Annotated in this window: 20 protein-coding genes; 2 read left to right on the plus strand and 18 right to left on the minus strand. The window is 43.3% G+C overall.

Going from position 1 to position 23,030, the window contains the following annotated elements; all coding sequences use genetic code 11:
* Positions 1-45: 45 nt before the first annotated feature.
* Together M1E09_RS14590 and M1E09_RS14595 are read right to left on the minus strand one after the other, a co-directional pair.
* Positions 46-1,710 (minus strand): DAK2 domain-containing protein, encoded by a 1,665-nt coding sequence (locus M1E09_RS14590; protein ID WP_456271581.1) that lies wholly within the window; start codon positions 1,708-1,710, stop codon positions 46-48.
* Positions 1,711-1,725: 15 nt separating this feature from the next.
* On the minus strand, positions 1,726-2,088 hold the full coding sequence (locus tag M1E09_RS14595; protein ID WP_409253663.1) for an Asp23/Gls24 family envelope stress response protein: 363 nt from the start codon (positions 2,086-2,088) through the stop codon (positions 1,726-1,728).
* Between the two features lie 964 nt (positions 2,089-3,052).
* Between M1E09_RS14595 and rpmB the strand changes: the two genes are divergently transcribed.
* Positions 3,053-3,241 carry a 50S ribosomal protein L28 gene (gene rpmB, locus M1E09_RS14600; RefSeq protein WP_100330870.1) on the plus strand — a complete coding sequence of 63 codons (189 nt, stop codon included), beginning with the start codon at positions 3,053-3,055 and terminating at the stop codon, positions 3,239-3,241.
* Positions 3,242-3,353: 112 nt separating this feature from the next.
* Here rpmB and spoVM read toward each other — a convergent pair whose 3' ends face one another.
* The 16 genes from spoVM to M1E09_RS14680 all read right to left on the minus strand — a co-directional run bounded on the left by spoVM (position 3,354) and on the right by M1E09_RS14680 (position 20,629).
* Positions 3,354-3,434 carry a stage V sporulation protein SpoVM gene (gene spoVM, locus M1E09_RS14605; RefSeq protein ID WP_006837352.1) on the minus strand — a complete coding sequence of 27 codons (81 nt, stop codon included), beginning with the start codon at positions 3,432-3,434 and terminating at the stop codon, positions 3,354-3,356.
* 105 nt (positions 3,435-3,539) lie between these two features.
* Entirely contained in the window at positions 3,540-4,193 is a 654-nt protein-coding gene (locus M1E09_RS14610; RefSeq protein ID WP_456271582.1) for a thiamine diphosphokinase, read from the minus strand.
* Between the two features lie 225 nt (positions 4,194-4,418).
* Positions 4,419-5,078 carry a ribulose-phosphate 3-epimerase gene (gene rpe / locus M1E09_RS14615; RefSeq protein WP_456271583.1) on the minus strand — a complete coding sequence of 220 codons (660 nt, stop codon included), beginning with the start codon at positions 5,076-5,078 and terminating at the stop codon, positions 4,419-4,421.
* 5 nt (positions 5,079-5,083) lie between these two features.
* Positions 5,084-5,968 carry a ribosome small subunit-dependent GTPase A gene (rsgA, locus tag M1E09_RS14620; protein ID WP_456271584.1) on the minus strand — a complete coding sequence of 295 codons (885 nt, stop codon included), beginning with the start codon at positions 5,966-5,968 and terminating at the stop codon, positions 5,084-5,086.
* Positions 5,969-5,996: 28 nt separating this feature from the next.
* Complete coding sequence (gene pknB / locus M1E09_RS14625; RefSeq protein ID WP_456271585.1) at positions 5,997-7,970, minus strand: Stk1 family PASTA domain-containing Ser/Thr kinase; 1,974 nt, start codon at positions 7,968-7,970, stop codon at positions 5,997-5,999.
* A gap of 5 nt (positions 7,971-7,975) precedes the next feature.
* A complete protein-coding gene (locus M1E09_RS14630; RefSeq protein ID WP_456271586.1) occupies positions 7,976-8,725 on the minus strand; it encodes a Stp1/IreP family PP2C-type Ser/Thr phosphatase in 750 nt (249 codons plus the stop codon).
* Positions 8,726-8,896: 171 nt separating this feature from the next.
* On the minus strand, positions 8,897-10,234 hold the full coding sequence (gene rsmB / locus M1E09_RS14635) for a 16S rRNA (cytosine(967)-C(5))-methyltransferase RsmB (RefSeq protein WP_456275002.1): 1,338 nt from the start codon (positions 10,232-10,234) through the stop codon (positions 8,897-8,899).
* Positions 10,227-11,177 carry a methionyl-tRNA formyltransferase gene (fmt, locus tag M1E09_RS14640; protein ID WP_456271587.1) on the minus strand — a complete coding sequence of 317 codons (951 nt, stop codon included), beginning with the start codon at positions 11,175-11,177 and terminating at the stop codon, positions 10,227-10,229. Before fmt ends, rsmB begins: the two co-directional genes overlap by 8 nt.
* Complete coding sequence (def, locus tag M1E09_RS14645) at positions 11,174-11,659, minus strand: peptide deformylase (RefSeq protein WP_456271588.1); 486 nt, start codon at positions 11,657-11,659, stop codon at positions 11,174-11,176. The genes fmt and def overlap by 4 nt, the downstream gene beginning before the upstream one ends.
* 17 nt (positions 11,660-11,676) lie before the next feature.
* Complete coding sequence (priA, locus tag M1E09_RS14650; protein ID WP_456271589.1) at positions 11,677-14,094, minus strand: primosomal protein N'; 2,418 nt, start codon at positions 14,092-14,094, stop codon at positions 11,677-11,679.
* Between the two features lie 5 nt (positions 14,095-14,099).
* Positions 14,100-15,302, minus strand: coding sequence for a bifunctional phosphopantothenoylcysteine decarboxylase/phosphopantothenate--cysteine ligase CoaBC (coaBC, locus tag M1E09_RS14655; protein ID WP_456271590.1), 1,203 nt, complete (start codon positions 15,300-15,302; stop codon positions 14,100-14,102).
* Positions 15,303-15,739: 437 nt separating this feature from the next.
* Positions 15,740-15,961, minus strand: a complete 222-nt coding sequence (gene rpoZ / locus M1E09_RS14660) for a DNA-directed RNA polymerase subunit omega (protein ID WP_456271591.1) — start codon at positions 15,959-15,961, stop codon at positions 15,740-15,742.
* The gene (gene gmk / locus M1E09_RS14665) at positions 15,962-16,576 is read right to left on the minus strand and encodes a guanylate kinase (protein ID WP_456271592.1); all 615 of its coding nucleotides are present in this window, start codon (positions 16,574-16,576) and stop codon (positions 15,962-15,964) included.
* Complete coding sequence (gene remA, locus M1E09_RS14670) at positions 16,576-16,848, minus strand: extracellular matrix/biofilm regulator RemA (RefSeq protein WP_456271593.1); 273 nt, start codon at positions 16,846-16,848, stop codon at positions 16,576-16,578. Before remA ends, gmk begins: the two co-directional genes overlap by 1 nt.
* 55 nt (positions 16,849-16,903) lie before the next feature.
* Positions 16,904-17,779, minus strand: a complete 876-nt coding sequence (locus tag M1E09_RS14675) for a YicC/YloC family endoribonuclease (RefSeq protein WP_456271594.1) — start codon at positions 17,777-17,779, stop codon at positions 16,904-16,906.
* A 171-nt stretch (positions 17,780-17,950) separates the two neighbouring features.
* On the minus strand, positions 17,951-20,629 hold the full coding sequence (locus tag M1E09_RS14680) for a calcium-translocating P-type ATPase, SERCA-type (RefSeq protein WP_456271595.1): 2,679 nt from the start codon (positions 20,627-20,629) through the stop codon (positions 17,951-17,953).
* 673 nt (positions 20,630-21,302) lie between these two features.
* Here M1E09_RS14680 and M1E09_RS14685 point away from each other — a divergent pair.
* The gene (locus M1E09_RS14685) at positions 21,303-23,009 is read left to right on the plus strand and encodes an Rqc2 family fibronectin-binding protein (protein WP_456271596.1); all 1,707 of its coding nucleotides are present in this window, start codon (positions 21,303-21,305) and stop codon (positions 23,007-23,009) included.
* Positions 23,010-23,030: the final 21 nt, after the last annotated feature.

A 23,030-nucleotide genomic window follows, 5' to 3' on the forward strand; every position in this document is an offset into this window, starting at 1 on the left:
TACACAAGGAAATAGAAGGGGGATGCCCTTCTATTTCTGCATTCTCTATTCAATTGAGAAGATAAAAGAGTACAATGGCTGTTTGCCGTTGTGAACTTCTACTTCTACATCTTCAAACTGTTCTTCAACAAATTCTGTCAGGCTTTTGACATCTTCCTCGGAAGCGTCTTCACCATATAAGACAGTCAGGATCTCAGAATCTTCATCAATCATTTCATTTAGAAGATTCTTAGCTGTATCCAGGCGCTCTTTTCCTGTTACGACAATCTTGCCTTCAGAAATTCCCATAAAATCGTCTTTCTGGATGCTTAAGCCATCAATATTGGTATCTCTAACAGCAAACGTAACTTGTCCAGTCTTTACAAAGCTGGATGCTTCTGTCATGGCATCCTTATTGTCAGCATTGCTTGCTGAAGGATTGAATGCCAGCAGAGCAGCCATTCCCTGGGGAACTGTTTTCGTCGGCACCACGACAACATCGCCTTCAAGGACTTCTGCAGCCTGATTGGCAGCCATGATGATATTTTTATTGTTCGGCAGGATGATGACTTTTTCTGCATTCACTTCTTCGGCAGCTTTGACGATATCTTCCGTACTTGGATTCATGGTCTGTCCGCCTTCTATCACATAGGTAGCTCCAATACTGCGGAAAAGATCAGCAATTCCTGCTCCCATTGAAACAGTGACAATGCCGTATTCCTTCTTTTCTGCCGGCTTCTGCTCTGTCTCAAGTTTGTGGGAAGTCTCGTTCATAATTGTGCTGTGCTGCTGCCTCATGTTTTCAATCTTCATATTGATCAGGCTGCCGTATTTTTGTCCGTAGCTTAATACATTGCCCGGCTCTTCAGAATGGATATGTACCTTTGCAAGTTCTTCATCACTGATGACAAGCAATGAATCACCGTAAGCACTTAAATTATTTCGGAAAGACTCTTCTGAGAATGGCTCTTTCCCTTCTTCAAAACGGACCATGAATTCAGTACAATACCCGAATTCGATATCCTCTGTGTTCATGAAGCCCTGTACATTTTTATGATGTTCGGCGCTTACAAGATCGTCCATTGAAGGGAGGGTTGTATAGTCAGATACCTGTTCACCCTTTAATTCTGCAAGGAATCCTTCATAAACAAGCAGCAGCCCCTGGCCTCCGCTGTCTACAACTCCAACTTCCTTCAGTACAGGGAGCAAGTCAGGAGTTCTGTTAAGAGAAGCTCTGGCCTCTTTAACGACTTCTTCCATCAATGCAACGATGTCACTTTCATTTTTTGCAACAGCCACCGCTTTTTTGGCAGCATCTTTAGCTACCGTCAGGATGGTTCCCTCTACCGGTTTCATCACAGCCTTATAAGCTGTTTCAACTCCTGTATTCAATGCACTGGCAAACTCTTCGCTGGTTAAGGCAGGATTAGCTTCAATCGCTTTTCCAAACCCACGGAATAATTGGGAGAGAATGACACCTGAGTTTCCTCTCGCTCCCATTAACAGGCCTTTAGATAAAGCACCTGCAACTTTTCCAATATGTTCTTGTACATTATTCTGAACTTCTTTTGCACCAGAAGTCATAGATAGGTTCATGTTTGTTCCAGTATCACCATCAGGAACCGGAAATACGTTTAAAGCGTCCACCATTTTCGCATTGGCTGCCAGATTGTTGGCACCCTGGATAACCATTTCCGCAAAACGCTTTCCTTCCAAAGATGTAATTGACACAAATCTTCCTCCTCACTACGGGTTCGTTACACGAACGCCCTGAACAAAAATATTTACTGAATCGACCGCCAAGCCGACGGTTTTGTTAAGAGTATACTTGACCTTGGATTGAACATTGTGAGCGATTTCAGAAATTTTCGTTCCATAACTCACCATGATATACATATCAATATGTACTTCTTCCTCTTCCTGGCGAACGATAACACCCCGAGTGAAGTTCTCTTTGCGCAGAATATCAGTTAAACCGTCTTTAATTTGATTCTTAGAAGCCATTCCGACGATACCATAGCAATCAACAGCAGCTCCGCCCGCAATCATTGCAATAACATCATTAGTTATATCAATTTGCCCGAACTTCGTTTTCATTTCGATGGACATGAATTGTTCCCCCTTCTAATACATGCTTGGCTAAAAACATTTTACTATAACTATTGTATTTTTAAAAGCTAAACTGATGATAGAGACGGTTTTATATGGAGAATGCCTGTGTTTTTATTGGGGTTGTTACCGAAAAAAAAGATCCTTATCTTATTATTAACCCTCTTTACCCCGACATTATACCCATTAAATGTCTTAAAAAAGCTTATTGTTGTAAGGACTCTCCCCTTAATGTTGGCTCGCATGAGGAGCTTAGGCAATAGGTGAAGATGAACCAGGGAGCTCTCGTGCTGTTCCAAGTCCTTTCCCAACTCATGGAGCTCTTGAAAAGCGATGAATATACAAAATTGAAACGAGGTAGTTTTTGCTTGTTCATAAAGAAACCGAACTGCAGCGTTATATTGTTTTTAGGACCCTATTAAAATGGGTTTCCTGATTTCCGCTACAGGTGCGCGACTCCGCGGGGCGGGCGGTGAGCCTCCTCAGCTTCGCCTGCGGGGTCTCACCTGTCCCGCTAATCCCGCAGGAGGTCGCACACCTTCCGCTCCAATCAACAAATGTTTCAAGTTTCACTGAAACATTAAGTTTTTAGAACTAGGAAACGTGGATCCGTGCCCAGAACTAGTCAAAAAATAAAAGAAGTAGCTTGAAATCAGTTGCAGTTTATGAAGGTATAAAATATTCGGCAATAAACCTGAATAACAACATCATCAACTAACAAAGTCTTAAAGTAAAAACAGCAAATTCCAAGCTGAGATTACCACCTGAAATCGCCTCCGAGATTGCCGGGAGTTTCAGGCGCTACCCGCATTTCTATCCGTCAAGTATTTTTTCTTGATATCTTTTTGCAGAACTATTGCATTGTTTCAGGTTGTATGATAAATTATTAAAGTATCTTTTATGACTATGTTGAAATGTGAAACAACTGATATTGTTTCAGCTTCTTTTATGAGGAGGGAATACCATGCCAAAGAAATGCGTAGTAACTGGCCGTAAAGCTCGTTCGGGCAACGCTCGCTCCCATGCGATGAACGCTAACAAGCGTACTTGGGGCGCTAACTTACAAAAAGTTCGCATTCTTGTAGATGGAAAACCAAAACGTGTTTGGGTTTCTGCAAGAGCTTTAAAATCCGGTAAAGTTGAACGTGTATAATGTTCATTAAAGAGACATCCTGTTGAGGGGTGTCTCTTTTTCATTGAAATCGGATTATTTATTCATACTAAATAAAAAACACCCCGGCATCCAGGGTGCTTAAACCATTTCATTATTCTTTTTTAAATGTCCCCAGCATTGCTTTCACCAATCCGCCCAGAAATTTTGGCAGTTTAATCGTATAAAATTTCATCAACAGTCCCTCCCGTCAATCTAAAACCTGTTGTCTCGCTTGAATTCGCTTTTAGTATATTCAAACGAAAAATTTAAGTACGCATTACTTCTAAGTTAAAAGTGCCTAATCATGACTTCTTATCACCATTAATATGCCGCTTGTGAATGAAAAAGTACCAGAAGGCTGAATAAGTTCGTTACTTATACATAGTGTGGATCCAAGTGAAATATTCCTGTTTTGAAGGGGATACCTAAACCCTGTCAAACTCAACCCTTCAATTTCTGACGTTAACGGCAGAAACGACACATACTTGCTTTCAGGTTTTTCATTTAATGTATATTCACCAGGAGGAACAATTTGAACATGATTTTGTTTATCGATGATTTCTATTTCGATTGACGGATGAAGATTTTCTTTTTTACCTAGCAATTGGACATTCGCAAGGAAGTGATCAACTCTGCCTCCAGTTGCACCAAAAATCCTTATTGCTTCAGGGGATTGTTGTATCGACCAATTCAAAGCCAGTTCCATGTCTGTTTCATCTTTTTCAGGCATATACCTATTAATTTGTTCAACATTTTCTTCTATCAGTTTCCATTCCTCTTTACTGACAGAATCAAAATCTCCAAATGCCATGTCCGGCCGGATACCTTGGTGAAGCAGCCTGAATACTCCATGATCGACTCCCACCCAAATGCCAGCCTTGTCTTCCTCTTTGTAACTTGCGAGGGCAGGGATAAACTCTTCAGGCCCTCCGCCTAAAATATTTATTTTCATTAATACACCCGCTCTCTTCTTAGTTAGTTATGTTATCCCCTCAATTCCAACTATTTAACCTTTGGGTTTTACAGGAAGAAGGCGTGATATTATTTCAGGTTTTTTCCTATGAATAAGGTATTGGTCCTCTCAGGGAAATGTCCTAACCTGTGTACCCATCCATTTTCAGCTGCCAAAAAAGACCGGCCCAGAAGTTAATCTTCTATGCCGGTCTCAGTCTTTTGCTCATGAAATTGAAGCTGCTTCACGAATGGCGTCAATCGCCTGTTTGCGATCCTTTTGGTTATAAATGAAGGATCCGGCTACGAAAACGTCAGCACCTGCTTCTGCACACAGCTTGGCTGTTTCAGCATTAACTCCTCCATCCACTTCAACCTCCAGTGATGGATTGAAATCTTGTGCCATTTTGCGTACTTCCCGGATTTTCGGCAGTACTGAATGGATGAAACTTTGTCCGCCGAAACCGGGATTAACAGTCATTAACAGCACCATATCGATATCTTCCATCACGTGCTTAATCATTTCTGCCGGTGTTCCAGGGTTCAGGACCACACCCGCTTTTACACCTTTTGATTTAATCTGTTGAATTGTCCTGTGCAAATGCGGGCATGCCTCAGCATGGACGGTAATATAATCTGCTCCTGCCGCTGCAAAAGCATCAATATATTGATCAGGATTTTCAATCATTAAATGTACGTCCAACGGAAGGTTCGTCACCGGCCTTATCGCTTCTACGATAAGGGGGCCAATCGTGATATTGGGCACAAAATGACCATCCATTACATCGACGTGGATATAATCCGCTCCACCCGCTTCCACGTCTTGAATGTCTCTCGCAAGGTTTGCAAAATCTGCTGATAGAATCGAAGGTGCAATTTTAACCATTTATTTCAATACCTCGGCTTTCTGTCTTTTATTTCATTATAAAATTGTTCATAATGCACATAGCGGAATTCCGGTATGTCACCGTCTTCCACTGCCTTCTTGACAGCGCATTTCGGTTCATTCATATGGAAGCAGCCCCTGAATTTACAGTTGTCGGCTCTTTCAGCCATTTCGGGAAAGCAGGAAGAAAGCTCATCAAGTTCCAATTCACTGAATTCCAATGAACTGAAGCCTGGTGTATCTGCAACCAGCCCTCCATCATTTACCTCAATAAGCTCCACATGCCTTGTCGTATGCTTTCCCCTCCCGAGATGAGAGGAAATATCGTCAGTCTTCAGCTCAAGCTCAGGCATTAACGCATTAAGCAAAGAAGACTTACCCACACCGGACTGTCCGGCAAAGACGGATATTTTATCTGACAGATAAGGTTTCAGGCTTGAAAGACCCTCTTCGGTTTTAGAAGAGGTAATAATCACATCATAACCGAATGAACGGTAACTCTGGACATATTCCATAATGCCTTCCCGTTGAGAATCCTTTATCAAATCCATTTTAGTGATGCATATCAATGGTTCTATGCCCTTACTTTCGACGAGGACGAGAAACCTGTCCAGCAGCGCGGTGCTAAAGTCAGGTTCGACTGCTGAGAAAACCAGGATCGCCTGATCGACATTGGCGATCGGCGGCCTCACCAATTCATTTTTCCTTTCGAAGACTTCAAGGATATATCCTTCCCGTTCGTTTTCGGATTGAAAACTGACGTGATCTCCTACCAGGGGAGTGATTTTGTTTTTACGGAAAACTCCCCTGCCCCTGCACTGGGTAATTTCATCACCGCTTAACACATAATAAAAACCGCTGAGCGCTTTTATGATTTTGCCTTCTGGCATAACTAGCCTCCTTAATTGTCCACTTCACCTAGTCTTCCGGATAAGGAACTTCCGTTTCAGGTGTATACACCTGGCCGTCTACTATCACTTTATATATCGCAGACTCTCCTGGCTGGATAATTAATTCTATCGTTGTGGTCCAATCTTCAGTAAATGAATCAGTTAAAAACAATTCTGTTATGTCGTTTTTACTGTCTTCTACATACACTTCTACAAATGAAGGTGTTCCATCTTCTTTAGGTTCAAAGGGAATAGAAATTTCCTGTGGCACTGTTTTCGGAACTGGCTGTTTGCCTTTAGAAATGACCACATCAACTACACTGCCTTTAACCAGGTCCGTCCCGTCTGCAGGCTTCTGTGAAATAACTTGTCCTTCCGGTACTTCTTCCGAAAATTCCCTTGTCTTTTTAATATTGATTTCTCTGTACTCTGCATAATCATCAAGGCTTTTTTCTGTATAGCTTCTTAAATCAGTCAACTTAAATGTTTCAAGACCTGCACTTATTCTAAAGGTTACAGTCGTCTCTTCCGGAATAACTTCCGTATCAGGGTCTGGGTCCTGTCCTATGATTGTACCAGGTTCCAGTTCGCTGAATTCAGGATCATCTTTAACATTTGCAAATCCCTTTTCATTTAACACCTCTGAAGCATCTGCAAACATCTGTCCAGTGTAATCCTCTAAGCTTACCCTTTCCTTGCCGCTGCTGACATACAAGGTGATCTCCTTACCTTCAACAACATTTTTCCCGGCAGGAGGGTTGGTTTTGATCACATGATTGGCTGGGACTTCATCACTGCTCTGTTCCAGGTTATCACCAATTTTGAAACCTTCAAGAGCTAGTATTTCAACAGCCTCTTCTACAGATTTCCCACTTACATCTGGAAGAACCACTTCTTTTGGCCCGAGCATATCAGGCAATACCGTCACAGCCAAAATCCCAAGCACCACAAGGAAAAAGAAGAACCCTATAACGATTGCAGGCCATTTCTTCTTTTTCTTTTTCTCGGGCTTACCATCGGCACCACCGTTATTAGGAACTGTTCCGGCAGTTTCTGCTCCATTTTTATCATGGACAATCGTGTGCTCAATATTCGAATAAGGACGTTCATCCGTTATGACCGGTATGGCTTTTGTGGCATCCATATCCTCTTCGATGGCGAACTTTGGTTCATCCAGCCGGTCTGGGTCCAACGCTGTCTGCAGATCTTCTTCGACCTCTTCGACTGAATCATAACGCTGGAATGGGTCCTTCGCTGTTGCTTTGAGGACGATGTTTTCCACGCTTTGCGGAATGTCCTGGTTCCATCTTCTTAATGAAGGAGTTTCAGACTGAAGATGCTTCAGCGCAATAGAAACCGCTGATTCACCTGAAAATGGAAGCCTTCCCGTAAGCAGCTCGAACATCACAATCCCAAGAGAGTAAATATCCGATTTTCTTGTTGCCATTCCCCCGCGTGCCTGTTCTGGAGACAGATAATGTACTGAACCAAGTACTGAGTTTGTCTGTGTGATGGAAGTGGCACTCAGGGCCATCGCAATCCCAAAGTCCGTGATTTTCACAGTGCCGTCATGGTCAATCAATATATTTTGCGGCTTAATATCACGATGGACAATGTGATTTTGATGGGCATGAGAAATCGCAGAAGTTAACTGGCGCATGATATCAATCGTCTTCTCAATGGATATCGGCGAATTCTTCTGTATGTATTGCTTTAATGTCATGCCATCGACATATTCCATGACGATATAGTATATATCATCCTCTTCCCCTACATCAAAAATGCTGACGATGTTTGGGTGGGCCAAACTTGTCGCTGATTGAGCCTCACGTTGAAACCTCTTGATGAATTCTTCCTCATTGGCAAAATCCATACGCAGCATCTTGATCGCTACTTCGCGATCAAGGATCATGTCCTGGGCAAGGTATACATTGGCCATACCTCCGCCGCCGATCATCTCGAGGATTTTATATCTGCCGCTGATTCTCTTTCCGTTTAACATAAAATTCACCCGTCTCTGCTTTCAGAGGGAAACTTGACGATTGCCAGCGATATATTGTCTTCGCCGCCATTCTCATTTGCCAACGAAATGAATTTTTTGCCTATTAGGCCCAAATCCTCACTGCTTTTAAGGATCTCTTCCATTTCCTCTTGTGAAACTTTATTAGAAAGCCCGTCGGAACAGAGGAAAAGAATATCATCTTCTTCAAAAATGATGGTCTTTATATCCAGTTCTACCTTTTCCTCAGTGCCCAAGGCTCTGAGAAGTACATTTTTCCGGGGATGATGTTCAGCGTCTTCTTTAGAAATCTGACCGCTTCTGACCAGTTCATTGACGAGTGAATGGTCTTCCGTCAGCTGATTAAAGCCGCTTTCATTTAAAATATACCCCCGGCTGTCACCAATGTTAACAACTGTAGCGAAATTATCTGTGCAAATCGCTGCCACCACAGTCGTTCCCATCCCTTCACATTCCATGTGATTGCGTGAATGCTCGAATACCTCTTGGTTGATTTGTTTTATTTTATCCTGCAGCCATTTCTCTGCCTGATCAGCGGTTTTAATCTTTTCTTCCGCTTTCCATAATTCTTCAAATTTAGTAATAGTCATTGAACTGGCGACATCGCCAGCACGATGACCGCCCATTCCATCAGCGACCACCGCAAGGCAGTCCCCTCCCTGATTGTTAAAGATACCGACACTATCTTCATTATGCTGCCTGACTTTCCCTGTATCTGTATAGTGTACAGAATTCATTTCGGCCACCTCTTTTCTTCATTGCCCTTTAATCAAAAGCGGGCGGAATCAATTAAGAGTAGACCCGCTTCGACTTTTTTCATCGGCTATTTTACATTTACGACTTTTATATCAGATTTTCCTGCTTGATATTCACCTTTAATTCAGTGAGATCTTCTAAGAAGGCAACTGTCAGGATTTTTTTCGGAAGCACGAGATAAAGAAACCGTCACCGCCAAAATCCTGAGGGAAAATTTGAAGCATGTTATGATCGACAAAAGGCTTTACCGCCTCAGGCAAATGCGAAAGCCCATAAGGCTCAAAATCAGGATTCGCTGTTAAAAACTCCCGGACTGTGCCTTCATTTTCATTTTTGTCAACAGTACATGTACTGTATACAAGCAGTCCACCTTTTTTCAACAGAGGAGCGACTGCGCCTAAAATTTGAAGCTGGATTTTCTGAAGGGAGTTTAAGTCGCTTTCCTTCTTCGTATATTTAATATCAGGCTTTCTTCTTAATACCCCGAGACCTGAGCAAGGTGCATCGACCAGAACCCGGTCCAAACTTTCACGGTCAAAAAGAGCCTCTGCCGTCCGGCTGTCATGAGCTTTTGCTTCAATATTTTCCAAACCCAATCTTGCTGCATTCTCATCGATCAGTTTGATTTTATGCTTATGAAGATCCAAGGCAAACACTTTTCCTTTTCCTTTCATTAATTCAGCAATATGCGTTGTCTTTCCGCCGGGAGCTGCACAGGAATCCAGAACCGTGAAATCCTCATATACATCAAGGCTGTGGCCGACGAGCATGGAACTTTCATCCTGTATTGTCATCAGCCCTTGCTTAAACGCTTCTGTTCTGGCAAGATTCCCTTTCAGTGAAACAATTGCATCAGGGACGATGCTGCTCTTTCTTACAGATAATCCGGCTTCTGTCAGCTGAGCCAGCAAATCCTCGGTCTTGATTTTCAAAGTATTCACTCGGGCGGACTGCAGCGGTGCCGTAATATTCGTTTCACACATAGCTCTCGTTTTTTCCAAGCCAAACTGGTCAACCCATCTTTGAACAAGCCACATAGGATGGCTGGTTTCCACTGACAGGCGTTCTACCGGGTCTTCTATCGTATCAATTGATGGAATCCCTTTTCGCTGCACGGAACGGAGGATTCCGTTAATCATGCTGGCAATCCCTTTGTGCCCTCTTCTTTTGCCGATTTCAACGGCTTCAAAAATGATGGCGCGGTCCGGGATTTTATCCAGGTATATCATTTGATATAAAGATAGTCTTAGAAGCTGCCTGACCCAGCTTTCGATTTTTTTATTGATGAAAGGTGCAAGGTAATAATCAAGTGTCATTCTGCGCTGGATGGTACCATAGGTTAATTCTGTCAGCAGGCCGGTGTCAGGTCCGGTCACTCCATATTTAGTAATGGCATGATTCAATAGGAGGTTGCTGTATGACTGGTTTTTCTCAACGGACTCAAGTACATCGAGAGCTGCCTCGCGGACAGTCTTTTTCCCTTTATTCATCTGCATCTCCCAGCCTCATACCTTTTTCAATAAAAGATCCTGCACCTCTCAGGTAGTCTTTTGCATTCATTTTTTTCTTTCCGGATGGCTGAAGTTCTGTAATTTTGATTGAAGTGGAATTGCCTGTCCCCACTACGAATCCATCTTCCTCGACAGCCGTGATTTCTCCAGGATTTCCATCTGTATCCGGCACCTTTTCACTCCACCAGACCTTCATGACAGATCCATTCAATGTCGTATAGGCAACCGGCCATGGATGAAGACCTCGGACATGATTATAAATGTCTTCTCCATCCTTACTCCAATCAATCTTTTCCTGTTCACGCTTTATATTCCAGGCAAAGGTCGCTTTGCTTTCATCCTGCTTTTCAGGTTTGATTTCACCTCTTAATAAAGGCGGAATGGTTTCCAGGAGAAGCTTGGCCCCTGCAGCGCTTAACTTGTCATGCAGCGTACCGACGTGATCTCTCTCATCTATGTCTACTTCAACTGAGCTGAGCATATCACCAGCATCCAGCTTCTCTACCATATACATGATCGTAACACCGGTTGATTTCTTGCCCTGAATAATCGAATAGTGGATCGGCGCTCCTCCGCGAAGTTCCGGCAGAAGTGAGGCATGTACATTGATACAGCCAAACTGAGGAGCTTCCAGCAGCTCTTTAGGCAAGATCTGGCCGAAGGCTGCGGTTACAATCAAATCAGGCTTTAATGCTAGAATTTTTTCAAGCTCTTCTTTCCCGCGGATTTTCTCAGGCTGATAGACTGGTATTCCATTTTTCTCAGCCTCCATTTTAACAGGAGGAGGCGTCATGACTTTCTTTCTGCCGACTGGGCGGTCAGGTTGTGTAACAACCGCGATTACTTCATAGTCATTTTCAATTAAATTTTGCAGTACTGGTACAGAAAAATGTGGGGTACCCATAAATATAATTCTGGTCATTCGCTTTCATACCTTTCAAGTTCATCTTCTTCAATATATCTGATCACTTTGGTCGTGAATAATACTCCATGTAAATGGTCAATCTCATGTAAGATGGCCCTGGCTAAAAAGTCTTCAGCTTCAATGATAAAGGAACGGCCCTTGCGATCTTGTATTCTCACTTTCACATACTCCGGCCTTGACACTTCACCATAGAGGTTAGGAAATGAAAGACAGCCTTCCAGGTCTGTTTGTTCCCCTTTTACTTCAAGGACTTCCGGGTTGATCATTTCAATAGTCCCTGTTTCGTCTCCAATATCCACAATTGCAACGGAAATATCTTTTCCAACCTGTGGGGCGGCAAGGCCGACTCCATCAGCAGCGATCATGGATTCATACATATCATCCAGAAACTTTTTTAACTTCTTATCAAACACTGTTACTGGTTTGCATTCTTTTTCAAGTATTTCATTTGGATAGGTGACAATCGGTAATATAGCCAAAGGATACTCCCTCTTTCTTACATCATCATATAAGGATTGACATCTATTGAAATTGTTAATCCTTCTGATGTTTTTTGTTGTTGGGAATGTTCCAGAATCGTCTTCAATATTGATGGAAGCTCTGGTTCCCGCTTGTATTTTATCAAACATTGGTATCTATATCTATTGTTGATCCTGGGTATTGGCGAGGCAGCAGGCCCCAGCACAATCGAATGAGGCGACAATTTTGCCTGAAGGAACTTCGTAATTCTTTCCGCTGCTCCGACTACCTTCAACAGATCTTCATGGCTTATGGTGATTAAAGATAAATAATAGAATGGAGGATAACTACCAATCTTTCTCATCATCATTTCTTTTTGATAGAAAGCGTCATAATCCTGGGTGCCCGCCAGCTCAATACTGTAGTGTTCAGGTGTATAGGTTTGAATCACCACTTCACCCGGCAGAGAATGCCTCCCAGCTCTTCCGCTGACCTGGGTAAGCAGCTGGAAGGTTTTTTCAGCTGAACGGAAATCCGGGAGGTGCAGCATGGTATCCGCACTTAACACTCCCACAAGCGTGATGTTTGGAAAATCGAGACCTTTGGCGATCATTTGTGTACCAAGTAAAATATCAGCGTTACCTTCGCCAAAACTATCTAATAACCGCTCATGAGAGCCTTTTCTGCTGGTCGTATCCACATCCATGCGGATCACCCTTGCTTGCGGAAGCAGCCTGGTTATTTCTTCTTCCACTTTCTGGGTACCCGTTCCAAAGTACCTGATATGCTCACTTTCGCATTCAGGACAAGTGTCGGGAACTGCCGTTTCATGCCCGCAATAATGACACTTCATGCTATTTGAAAACCGATGGTATGTAAGGGATATGTCACATTGCGGACACTGTGCTACATACCCGCAGTCTCTGCACATAATAAATGAAGAATGGCCTCTCCGGTTAAGGAACAGGACAGTCTGTTCGCCTTTCTCCAGCCGATCCTGAAGCTTTTCAAAAAGCTCTTCAGAGAACATCGACCGGTTGCCGCTTCTTAACTCTTCTCTCATGTCGACAATCGAGACCGCAGGAAGATCCCCTGAATTCATTCGTTTGGATAAGGTAAGCAGCTGGTACACTCCTTTTTGGGCGCGCGCGAACGATTCCAAAGAAGGAGTGGCGCTTCCCAAAATAACCGGACAATGATACTTCTTTCCCCGATAGATGGCTACATCCCTTGCATGATACCTCGGATTTTCTTCCTGCTTGTAACTGGTTTCATGTTCTTCATCAATAATGATGATGCCAAGATTCTCAAACGGTGCAAATATAGCTGAACGCGCACCGACAACGACCTTTACTTCCTTCCGTTGGATCCTTCTCCACTCATCATACTTTTCCCCGGCAGATAAACCGCTGTGCAGGACGGCAACATCATCTCCAAATCTTCCTTTGAAACGATTGACCATCTGTGGAGTCAACGATATTTCCGGCACCAGTACAATGGCTTCTTTCCCTTTTTCATAAACTTCCTGGATCGATTGAAGGTAGACTTCAGTCTTACCGCTGCCGGTAACACCATACAAAAGAAAGGTTTCATGTTCCTGTTGTCTGATGGAATCAAGAACAGGTTCTATCGCCTTTTCCTGTTGTTCTGTCAGCGGCAATGGTTCAGTCTTTTGAAAGATTTTGTGGGCAAAGGGATTTCGATAAATTTCCTGCTGTTTTTTCAGAAGAAGCCCTTTATCAACGAGTGCATTGATTGTTGCAGAAGATGCTCCAGCACTTTCCGCTGCCTCCTTGAGTGTAAAGCCCTCTTCTTCGTCTGCAGACAAAATAAACTCCAAGACAGCTTTTTGCTTATCGGCATTTGCGGGAAGTGACGACAATTCATCGTATAACTTTTCTTTCGTTAAAGCCGGAAAGACTTTCATGACCGTTTTCTTCTTCCCTTTGGATTTCACACTGTAAAAAACATCTAAATTTCCTGCTTTAATTTCTTTTTGCAATAGAGGAAGCATCCCCGCCTCCTCTGCATCCTTCCAGGCAACTTCTTCCTTTTTTGCAAACAGCTTTGCAGCCTGTTCATTCAAGAGGTCTCTTTTTCCAGTCTCCAGAATGATTTTCTTTTCATATTTTGCCTTCATAGCAGCAGGCAGCATCACTTGCAATGCCGATATCTTAAAGCAGAGAGTCTCTCTTGTCAGCCAGTCTGCCATATGCAGCAGGTCTTCATTTAAAACCGGGATCAAATCCATTGGCTGAATCAGGTCTTTCAGCTTTCCTGCTTCTGTCCTTTCTTTCAATCCAGTAACAAAGCCCTGGACTTTTCGTGGTCCAAACGGAACAATGACTCTCATTCCCGGTTGTATCTGACCCTGCCAGCCAGCGGGGATGGAGTAATCAAACACCCGGTCGGTCTGCATAGCAGGAACATCGACAATTACACTTGCAATCTTCATTGCTATCAACCTTTGTCCATCATTTTTTGGATTTCGCGCAAGATTTCTTTTGCTGTCTCCGCTTTAGATAATAACGGCAGTTCACGTTTTGAACCATCTCTTTTGAATATCGTCACAATGTTTGTATCGCCTGCAAACCCTGCCCCTTCCACAGTGACATTGTTTGCTATGATCATATCCGCATTTTTCTTCTGAAGTTTTGCTGAAGCATATTCATCGACATCATTTGTTTCAGCTGCAAAGCCAACAAGAAGCTGGCCGCTTTTTTTCTCCCCCAAGGTTTTGAGGATATCTTTGGTCCTTTCAAATTCAATCGCCAGGTCGCCGTCCTGCTTTTTCATTTTCTTATCTGACGTTGTCCTCGGCCTGTAATCCGCAACGGCAGCGCTCTTAATAACGATATCTGCCGTTCCATATTCATTTAATACCTCATTGTACATTTCTTCTGCACTTTCCACACAGATAAGATTCACGCCTGGAGGACTTGAGAGCGATACAGGGCCGGCAATCAGTGTGACTTCCGCTCCCTGCTTGGCAGCTTCCTCAGCAATCGCAAATCCCATTTTTCCTGTGGACCTGTTGCTGAAGAAGCGAACAGGATCAATCTTTTCCCGTGTCGGACCGGCTGTAACGATGATTTTTTTTCCCTTAAGCAAAGAAAGAGGTATTTCGAAAAAATCATTAAGGTGTTCAATGATTTTTTCTGGTTCCTCCAGTCTTCCTTTCCCAACATAACCGCAGGCAAGGTACCCTTCACTCGGTTCAATGAAACGGTAACCAAAGGAATAAATTTCAGATATATTCTTCTGGACTGCCGGATGCCCATACATATGTACATTCATGGCTGGTGCAATCCACACCGGGGCAGTCGTAGCCAGCAGGGTGGTCGTCACCATGTCATCTCCTATTCCGTTAGCCAGCTTTCCGATCACATTGGCAGTAGCCGGAGCCACCAAAACAAGGTCTGCCCAATCAGCGAGGTCAATATGGGCGATGACCTCCGGATTCTTCTCATCGAATGTATCGGTATACACATCATTACGTGATAACGCCTGAAATGTAAGTGGTGTGACAAATTGCCTTGCAGAAGTACTCATAATCACTTTCACTTGCGCACCAGCCTGGACCAGTTTGCTTGTAAGTGCAGCTGCCTTGTATACCGCAATACCGCCAGTTACACAGAGTAATATGTTTTTCCCCTTCACCATACAATCCCCTCATTTCGACATTTCTTTTCTTGCTTACTTGCTTTATTTTTTTATATGGGCACTGAGAAATTATGATTGGATTCTTTTCTTATAGGCTGTTTTCGTGAATATTGTGGATATTGTGGATATTGACCAGGGGTTTAGTAATGATTTCCGCTCCAGGCATGCGACTCCGCGGGGCGTGCGGTGAGCCTCCTCGGCTTTGCCTGCGGGGTCTCACCTGTCACGCTAATCCCGCAGGAGGTCGCACGCCTTCCGCTCCAATCAAATAATCATTAATTAAAGCCGGCCAAATCCACAACTCTTTAGAAAACAGTCTTCTTATATTATGAAGGATTACTCCTTAAAAAGAAAATAAGGGCTGACCCATAAGGTGAAAAACCTTAAGGTGTCAGTCCCTCTGCAAACCTGCTTTAACTCAATAAAAGCATTTACTCTTACTCGTCTGAGTATACTGCTCCCGCTTCTCTTTCTTTCATAGAAAGCTTACCTGTTTCTATTTCTTCCAGCGCTTTTCCTACATACTTCTCTGAAACATATTTATCAAGCATAAAGCTGCCATCTTCCTGCAAGCTTCTCGCACGCTTTGCAGCGATACTGACAAGAGAGTATTTAGAGTCAATTTTTTTCATTAAAGAATCTATGGACGGGTTTAACATTCAATCTACCTCCAACATTTTTTGGTAACGCTGTTTCACGCGTTCTATCCGGCAATGTTCTGCCTGTACGATCGATTTGATTTTTTCAGTGGCATTCTCCACTTTATCATTTTCCACTACATAATCATATAAGTCCATCATTTCTATCTCTTTTCTTGCTGTGGTCATTCTATTTACTATTAAATCCTCTGTTTCAGTTCCTCTCGTCGTAATTCTGTTCTGCAACTCCGACAAGCTTGGCGGTGCAAGAAAGATAAACAGGCCTTCAGGGAACTTATCCCTGATTTGTTTAGCGCCCTGAACCTCTATTTCAAGAAAGACATCTTTACCGTCTTCTATCGTCGCCCGAACATAATCTTCAGGAGTACCATAATAGTTGCCTACAAATTCGGCATATTCCAAAAGCTTCCCTTGTTCAATGAGGCTTTCAAACTCTTCCCTTGATTTGAAAAAGTAATCCACTCCATCAACTTCTCCTTCTCTTGGAAGACGGGTCGTCATCGAAATGGAATACTCGAACTGAGTATCTTCTTGAGAGAATATTTCTTTCCGTACTGTGCCTTTCCCTACCCCAGAAGGACCGGAAAGCACAATAAGCAACCCTTTTTCTTTCATTATTTACCCTGCCCTTCTTCTGAAATCTCATCTTTATCTGTCAAACGAGCCGCAACGGTTTCAGGCTGAACAGCAGATAAAATGACATGATCGCTGTCCGTAATGATAACTGCTCTCGTTCTCCTGCCATAAGTGGCATCCACGAGTGTTCCGCGATCTCTGGCATCCTGTATAAGACGCTTGATCGGTGCAGATTCGGGACTGACAATCGAGATGATGCGATTAGCTGATACAATGTTACCAAAACCTATATTAATGAGCTTTATAGACATAATGCTCCTCCAATCAATAGTCTATTTTGACCTAATAAAACCAAAATTAATCAAATTATTCAATATTTTGAACCTGTTCCCGCAATTTCTCCAAACAAGTTTTCATTTCCACTACAAAGGCCGCAATCTGTGCATCATTTGCTTTTGAACCGATCGTATTCACTTCTCTGTTCATTTCCTGAATGATGAAATCCAGCTTCCTTCCAACAGGACCAGTTTGCTCAAGAGTCCCGGTAAATTGGACTAAGTGGCTTCCAAGCCTCGTTAACTCCTCAGAAATGTCACTTTTATCAGCGAATATCGCTATTTCGGTCAGAATTCTTGACTCATCCACAGTGCTGCCAGCCAGTTCTTTGATCTTTCTTTCCAGCCTTGTCCTGTATTGTTGGATCACACTGGGGACATGGGCATGGATGGAAGACAGGGTATTCTTGAACTGATTTATATGAGATAGAAGGTCTTGACGGAGTTTTTCTCCCTCAAGCTTTCTCATTTCGACCAGTTCCTTTAATGCCTCTGCAAAGGCTTGCTCAACAAGAAGCTCAAGATCTTCATTTTCATCCTCAATTTCTTCTATCGAGAGAAATTCCGACCTCTGCAAAACCGCATGCAAGTCCATCTTATCATCTAACGAATATTTATCTTTCAGCATATGTATTGTTTTTAAATAGTCATCAGCGAGCTGCCAGTCCACTACAAGCTTACGGCGGACAAGTCCCTCGCCTGTTATCGTCAGGAAAATATCGACTTTTCCCCGTTTTATGTATTCTGTCGTTATCTTTTTCAGCTTTTCTTCTAATTTGACCAGTTGTTTCGGTGTGCGGATATTCAACTCGCAGAACCGGTGATTGACCGATTTCATCTCGACCGTAACCGCATGTTGTTCCGACTCTTGCCTCGCTCTGCCAAAGCCGGTCATGCTCACAACCATTAACAGTCACATCCAATCTTTCTGCTTATGCAGCTTGAAATGAACTTTAAACAGGCTCCTCTATTCAGCAGGTCCGACTGAAACTGCTGTTAACTGCTTGAACAGCTACAAGAACCTAATAAAAAAGGTAATAGAGTATGCACTCTACTACCTTTAGGATTATATCACAACTCAGCGTTTTTTTCCTGCAAAAAATGATCCCGCAAGCAAAAACGTCGGTACTGCACTCATTCCTCCAATTAGCAGCCAGTCTTTAAGCTCGATTGGTACCGTATGGAATATTGGCTGCAGGGCAGGCAGGTAAATGACGAGAACCATGAGCAGAAAAGATGACAAGACAGCCCATACAAGATACATATTGCCAAACGGGTTTCTGGCAAAGACCGATTTCTCGCTTCGGCAGTCAAACACGTGAATAAGCTGGGCCATGACCAAAGTGGCAAAAGCCACAGTTTGAGCATAAGCCAAATGGTCAGGATGCTGTTTATAAGCAAGCATAAACGCAGCCAGGGTTGAAATTCCTATCAAAAATCCCCTGGAAACCACTTTCCACCCTAACCCTCTTGCGAATACACCTTCTTTCGGATGGCGTGGATTTCTCTTCATTACATCCTCTTCCGGTTGATCCAGTCCAAGAGCCATTGCCGGCAAACCATCTGTTACGAGGTTGACCCAAAGGATCTGGATTGGAACGAGCGGAAGCGGAAGAGCAAGGATCATCGCAAAAAGCATAACCAGGATCTCACCAACATTGGAGGCAAGAAGATACCGGATGAATTTTCTTATATTTTCGTAGATGTTTCTTCCTTCATTAATAGCAGACTTTATTGTCGCAAAATTATCGTCAAGCAAGACAAGTGATGATGCTTCTTTTGCGACATCCGTCCCTGTGATTCCCATTGCCACTCCGATATCCGCTGCTTTTATGGCTGGTGCATCATTTACCCCGTCTCCTGTCATCGCGACTACATGTCCGCGATTTTGTAGTGCTTTAACAATTTTTAATTTATGTTCAGGCGATACTCGTGCAAATACAGAAACTTTTTCAACCACTTCTTCCAAGTCAGAGACTTCCATCGAATTCAGTGCAGCCCCTTCAAGTACCTGGTCCTGTCCGCGCAGTATTCCCAGGTCTTTTGCGATGGCTTTTGCAGTGATAACATGGTCGCCTGTAATCATGACTGTCTTTATGCCAGCCTGTCTGCATTCTTTTACAGCCTGCTTTACTTCAGGCCTAGGCGGATCGATCATGCCTTGGAGACCAATGAAGGTGAGGCCTTTCTCAGCTTCCTCTTCGCTGCTTGGAAGAGCCGGGGAAGTCCATGGAGCGTATGCAATCGCAATTGTTCTCAGTGCATTGGATGCAAGCTCATGAATCGCCGTCTGAACCTTTTCTGTAAACTCTTTTGTTCGATACTGCATCCTTTCATTCCACAGGATCGATTCACTGATATCCACCAGGACATCAGGCGCCCCTTTTGTAACAATAAATCGTTTGCCCTCTCCGTCTCTTACAACAATGCTCATCATCTTTCTCGTTGAATCAAATGGGAATTCCTTTTCAATTGTAAACTTGCCCAGCAATGCTTCCCGCTGCATTCCAGCTTTAAGGGCGGCAACAAGCAAAGCCCCTTCCGTTGGATCGCCATCAAGTATATACTCATCGTCCTTCATTTTGATTTTTGCATTGTTGCAAAGCATTCCAAATGTCAGCAGCTGGTTCAACGATTTTTCAGATGCTGGGCTTACTCTTTCTTCACTCCGGTAAAAGCTGCCCTCAGGATCGTATCCAGTTCCACTTACTGTCCATGTATTCCCTCCGCTCCACAAGTGGGTCACGGTCATTTTATTCTGTGTTAATGTTCCTGTTTTATCTGAACAGATGACAGATGCACATCCCAATGTCTCTACAGCAGGAAGTTTCCTGACAATCGCCTTTCTCCTGATCATTCTCTGTACGCCCAATGAAAGGGCTACCGTTACAATTGCCGGAAGTCCTTCAGGTATTGCAGCTACCGCCAATGAAACACCTGCAAGAAACATCGTGTACATATCATGTCCCTGGATGACACCGATGCCTACAACCAAGGCGGTAAGAACCAATGCAACAGTAATCAAAATCTTTCCGAGCTGCTCCAGTCTTCTCTGAAGCGGAGTTGTCATCGTTTCAGCTTTTTGAATCATGTCGGCAATTTTCCCCATCGCCGTCTGCATTCCCGTTGCCGTCACTACCCCGATTCCGTTGCCTCTCGTCACCATCGTACCCATGAAGGCCATGTTTTCCAGGTCGCCCAGGTTGACATTCTCACCCTCGATTTCTCCTGTTCTTTTGCTTACTGGAACGGATTCCCCTGTAAGTGCGGACTCTTCAATTTCTAAATTATTGACCGTGATGAGCCTGACATCTGCTCCGATCCGGTCTCCACTCGAAAATTTAATGATATCCCCGGGAACCACATCTTTAGATGGGACCTTTGTCCAATTTCCTTCCCGCAAAACATTGATTTGCGGTGCAGAGAGCTCCTTTAGTGCATGTAATGATTTCTCGGCTTTTCTTTCCTGGAAAAACCCAAGAAAACCGTTAATCAATACAATCGCAATAATTGCAATGGCATCAATGTATTCTCCCAACAGCCCAGATATTAGGGTTGCCGCCAGCAATACAATCACCATAAAGTCTTTGAATTGACTAAAAAACAACAATAAAGCAGATTGTTTCTCTGCTTCCTGCAGTTCATTCCAGCCGAACTGCTTTCTCCGTGCCTTTACTTCGTCTTCAGCAAGTCCGTTTGTAAAGTCAGTATTAACCGTTTTTTCTATATCGTCCTGCCGCATCTCATGGTATTTCATCCAACCAACTCACTCTCCCATTTATTATCCGAAAAGTTCACCTCTCACAGCATTATTATTCAGACTCGTCCCAAAAAATGATATGATTCTTATAGGAAGATGAAATATTGTGATTCATCATAGAGTTTTGTTTATTTTAGATGTCTTTTTGAGATATGGACCTATTTGAATACGTTGGACTGACTTATCATAGGGAGACAAGTATTACGTTAGACAGTGAGACCATTGAATCTAACTCGAGTTATTTAGAAAGCTTTTAAATCAATTTTCCAAAGGGGGATACCTCCTATCCATTTAAAAGTTTCAAGAATAACCCTTATCTCCCTTCTGCTAATTGATTTAATATTTATACTCCTATTACGGGAACTATCTAGTATATTGATTACAAAAACTTATTCTGTTTTAGTGGAAAACAAAATTGATTGGAGCGGAAGGTGTGCGACCTCCTGCGGGATTAGCGTGACAGGTGAGACCCCGCAGGCGAAGCCGAGGAGGCTCACCGCACGCCCCGCGGAGTCCACGCCTGGAGCGGAAATCACTACTCCCACCTTTCTTATAGCAACAATCTTTTAGAACAGAGACTTAAATAAATACCAAATGTGTAACTGTAATGAACAGGACTTCCACAAACTACATTTAGACCACAATTAACCATAGAAGAGGATGTAAGAAAATGTCATTCGACGGATTATTTACAAAAGCCATGACGGAAGAGCTTGGCGGTATATTAAAGGGCGGACGAATCAATAAGATTCATCAGCCTTATAAAAATGAAGTTATTTTAATCGTGAGATCACAGGGGAAGAACCATAAGCTTCTCTTATCTGCCCATCCAAGTTATGCGCGTGCACAGCTGACTTCCCAGAGCTATGAAAACCCTTCTGTACCGCCCATGTTCTGCATGCTGCTGAGAAAGCACCTAGAGGGCTATATCATAGAGGATGTTTATCAAAAAGAAGTTGACCGCATCATTATTTTTGAAATCAAAGGGCGCAGCGAAATCGGGGATGTTTCCTATAAGCAGCTGATCATAGAAATTATGGGCCGCCACAGCAATATTGTAATTGTCGATAAAAACAGGAACATGATCCTGGATTCCATCAAACATATTCCACCTTCGATTAATAGTTATCGTACTGTGCTGCCGGGACAGGAATACAAATTTCCACCTCCTCAGGATAAGAAAAATCCTCTGCAGGCGGAACAGGATGATATCCTGAAGGCGATCGACTTCAACAGCGGAAAGCTGGACAAACAAATTGTCGGCGCCTTTTCCGGGGTCTCTCCCCTGTTTGCCAAAGAGGCTGTTTACAGAGCAGGACTTGCCAACCGGAACAGTTTGCCAAGTGCACTGCTCAGCATCCTTGATTCTGTAAAGAAGCAGAATTACCAGCCAACATTGATCCGGTCAACGAAAGAGATCTTTTACTTCCTGGACCTTCAGCATATCGAAGGGGAGCACACACACTTCCCAAATCTAAGTGAACTGCTTGACCGTTATTTCCACCAGAAAGCCGAAAGAGACCGGGTCAAACAGCAGGGAAATGACCTTGAGCGGCTTCTTAAGAACGAACTCGAAAAAAATCAGGGAAAAATAGTGAAACTGGAAAAAACCTTAAAAGATGCCGAGAATGCGGATACCTACCAGCTCTATGGTGAACTGCTTACCGCCAACCTTTATGCAGTGGAAAGAGGCATGAGTGAGATTGAAGTGATGAATTACTACGACGAAGAAGGCGGAACAGTCAAAATTGAACTGGATATAAGGAAGACACCTTCTGAAAATGCCCAACAATACTTCTCAAAGTATTCAAAAGCGAAAACGGCCATCAGAATTGTTCAAGAGCAAATCGGAAAAGCGAAAGAGGAAATCATCTATCTGGAACAATTGCTGCAGCAGCTGGAATCGGCTTCACCTAAGGATATCCTTGAAATTCGTGAAGAACTTGCCGAAGAAGGGTATATCAGAGCCAAAAGTGAGAAGAAGAAAAAGAAAAGCAATGACAAGCCGCAGCTTGAAGCCTATGTATCAAGTGACGGTACAGCCATTCTCGTCGGAAAGAACAACAAACAAAATGACTATCTGACAAATAAACTGGCCGGCAAAGATGAAATATGGCTGCATACAAAAGATATCCCCGGTTCACATGTGGTCATCCGCAGTAAAGACCCAGCAGAGGAAACGATCAAAGAAGCCGCAGTATTGGCAGCCTATTTCAGCAAAGCAAGAGAGTCCGGTTCTGTGCCGGTTGATTTCACCAAGGTGAAAAATGTTAAAAAACCAAAGGGCGCCAAACCAGGTTTTGTTACTTATGATGAGCAGCAGACAGTCTATACGACTCCAAGTATCGATTCGGTTCGATCGATGAAAAAAGAATAGTTTTTGAAAGAAGCATCGAAT

The organism is Bacillus sp. AK031, from assembly GCF_053903065.1.

Bases quoted from the DNA above. Each gene is read 5' to 3' on its own strand.
- M1E09_RS14610 (WP_456271582.1), bottom strand. From the start codon at position 4,193: ATGAAAATAAATATTTTAGGCGGAGGGCCTGAAGAGTTTATCCCTGCC.
- fmt (WP_456271587.1), bottom strand. From the start codon at position 11,177: ATGACCAGAATTATATTTATGGGTACCCCACATTTTTCTGTACCAGTA.
- rpmB (WP_100330870.1), top strand. From the start codon at position 3,053: ATGCCAAAGAAATGCGTAGTAACTGGCCGTAAAGCTCGTTCGGGCAAC.
- M1E09_RS14630 (WP_456271586.1), bottom strand. From the start codon at position 8,725: ATGAATTCTGTACACTATACAGATACAGGGAAAGTCAGGCAGCATAAT.
- spoVM (WP_006837352.1), bottom strand. From the start codon at position 3,434: ATGAAATTTTATACGATTAAACTGCCAAAATTTCTGGGCGGATTGGTG.
- rsgA (WP_456271584.1), bottom strand. From the start codon at position 5,968: ATGCCAGAAGGCAAAATCATAAAAGCGCTCAGCGGTTTTTATTATGTG.
- M1E09_RS14675 (WP_456271594.1), bottom strand. From the start codon at position 17,779: ATGGTTGTGAGCATGACCGGCTTTGGCAGAGCGAGGCAAGAGTCGGAA.
- rpoZ (WP_456271591.1), bottom strand. From the start codon at position 15,961: ATGTTAAACCCGTCCATAGATTCTTTAATGAAAAAAATTGACTCTAAA.
- gmk (WP_456271592.1), bottom strand. From the start codon at position 16,576: ATGAAAGAAAAAGGGTTGCTTATTGTGCTTTCCGGTCCTTCTGGGGTA.
- M1E09_RS14595 (WP_409253663.1), bottom strand. From the start codon at position 2,088: ATGTCCATCGAAATGAAAACGAAGTTCGGGCAAATTGATATAACTAAT.
- coaBC (WP_456271590.1), bottom strand. From the start codon at position 15,302: ATGGTGAAGGGGAAAAACATATTACTCTGTGTAACTGGCGGTATTGCG.
- remA (WP_456271593.1), bottom strand. From the start codon at position 16,848: ATGTCTATAAAGCTCATTAATATAGGTTTTGGTAACATTGTATCAGCT.
- pknB (WP_456271585.1), bottom strand. From the start codon at position 7,970: ATGTTAAACGGAAAGAGAATCAGCGGCAGATATAAAATCCTCGAGATG.
- M1E09_RS14680 (WP_456271595.1), bottom strand. From the start codon at position 20,629: ATGAAATACCATGAGATGCGGCAGGACGATATAGAAAAAACGGTTAAT.
- rpe (WP_456271583.1), bottom strand. From the start codon at position 5,078: ATGGTTAAAATTGCACCTTCGATTCTATCAGCAGATTTTGCAAACCTT.
- M1E09_RS14685 (WP_456271596.1), top strand. From the start codon at position 21,303: ATGTCATTCGACGGATTATTTACAAAAGCCATGACGGAAGAGCTTGGC.
- priA (WP_456271589.1), bottom strand. From the start codon at position 14,094: ATGAAGATTGCAAGTGTAATTGTCGATGTTCCTGCTATGCAGACCGAC.
- rsmB (WP_456275002.1), bottom strand. From the start codon at position 10,234: ATGAATAAAGGGAAAAAGACTGTCCGCGAGGCAGCTCTCGATGTACTT.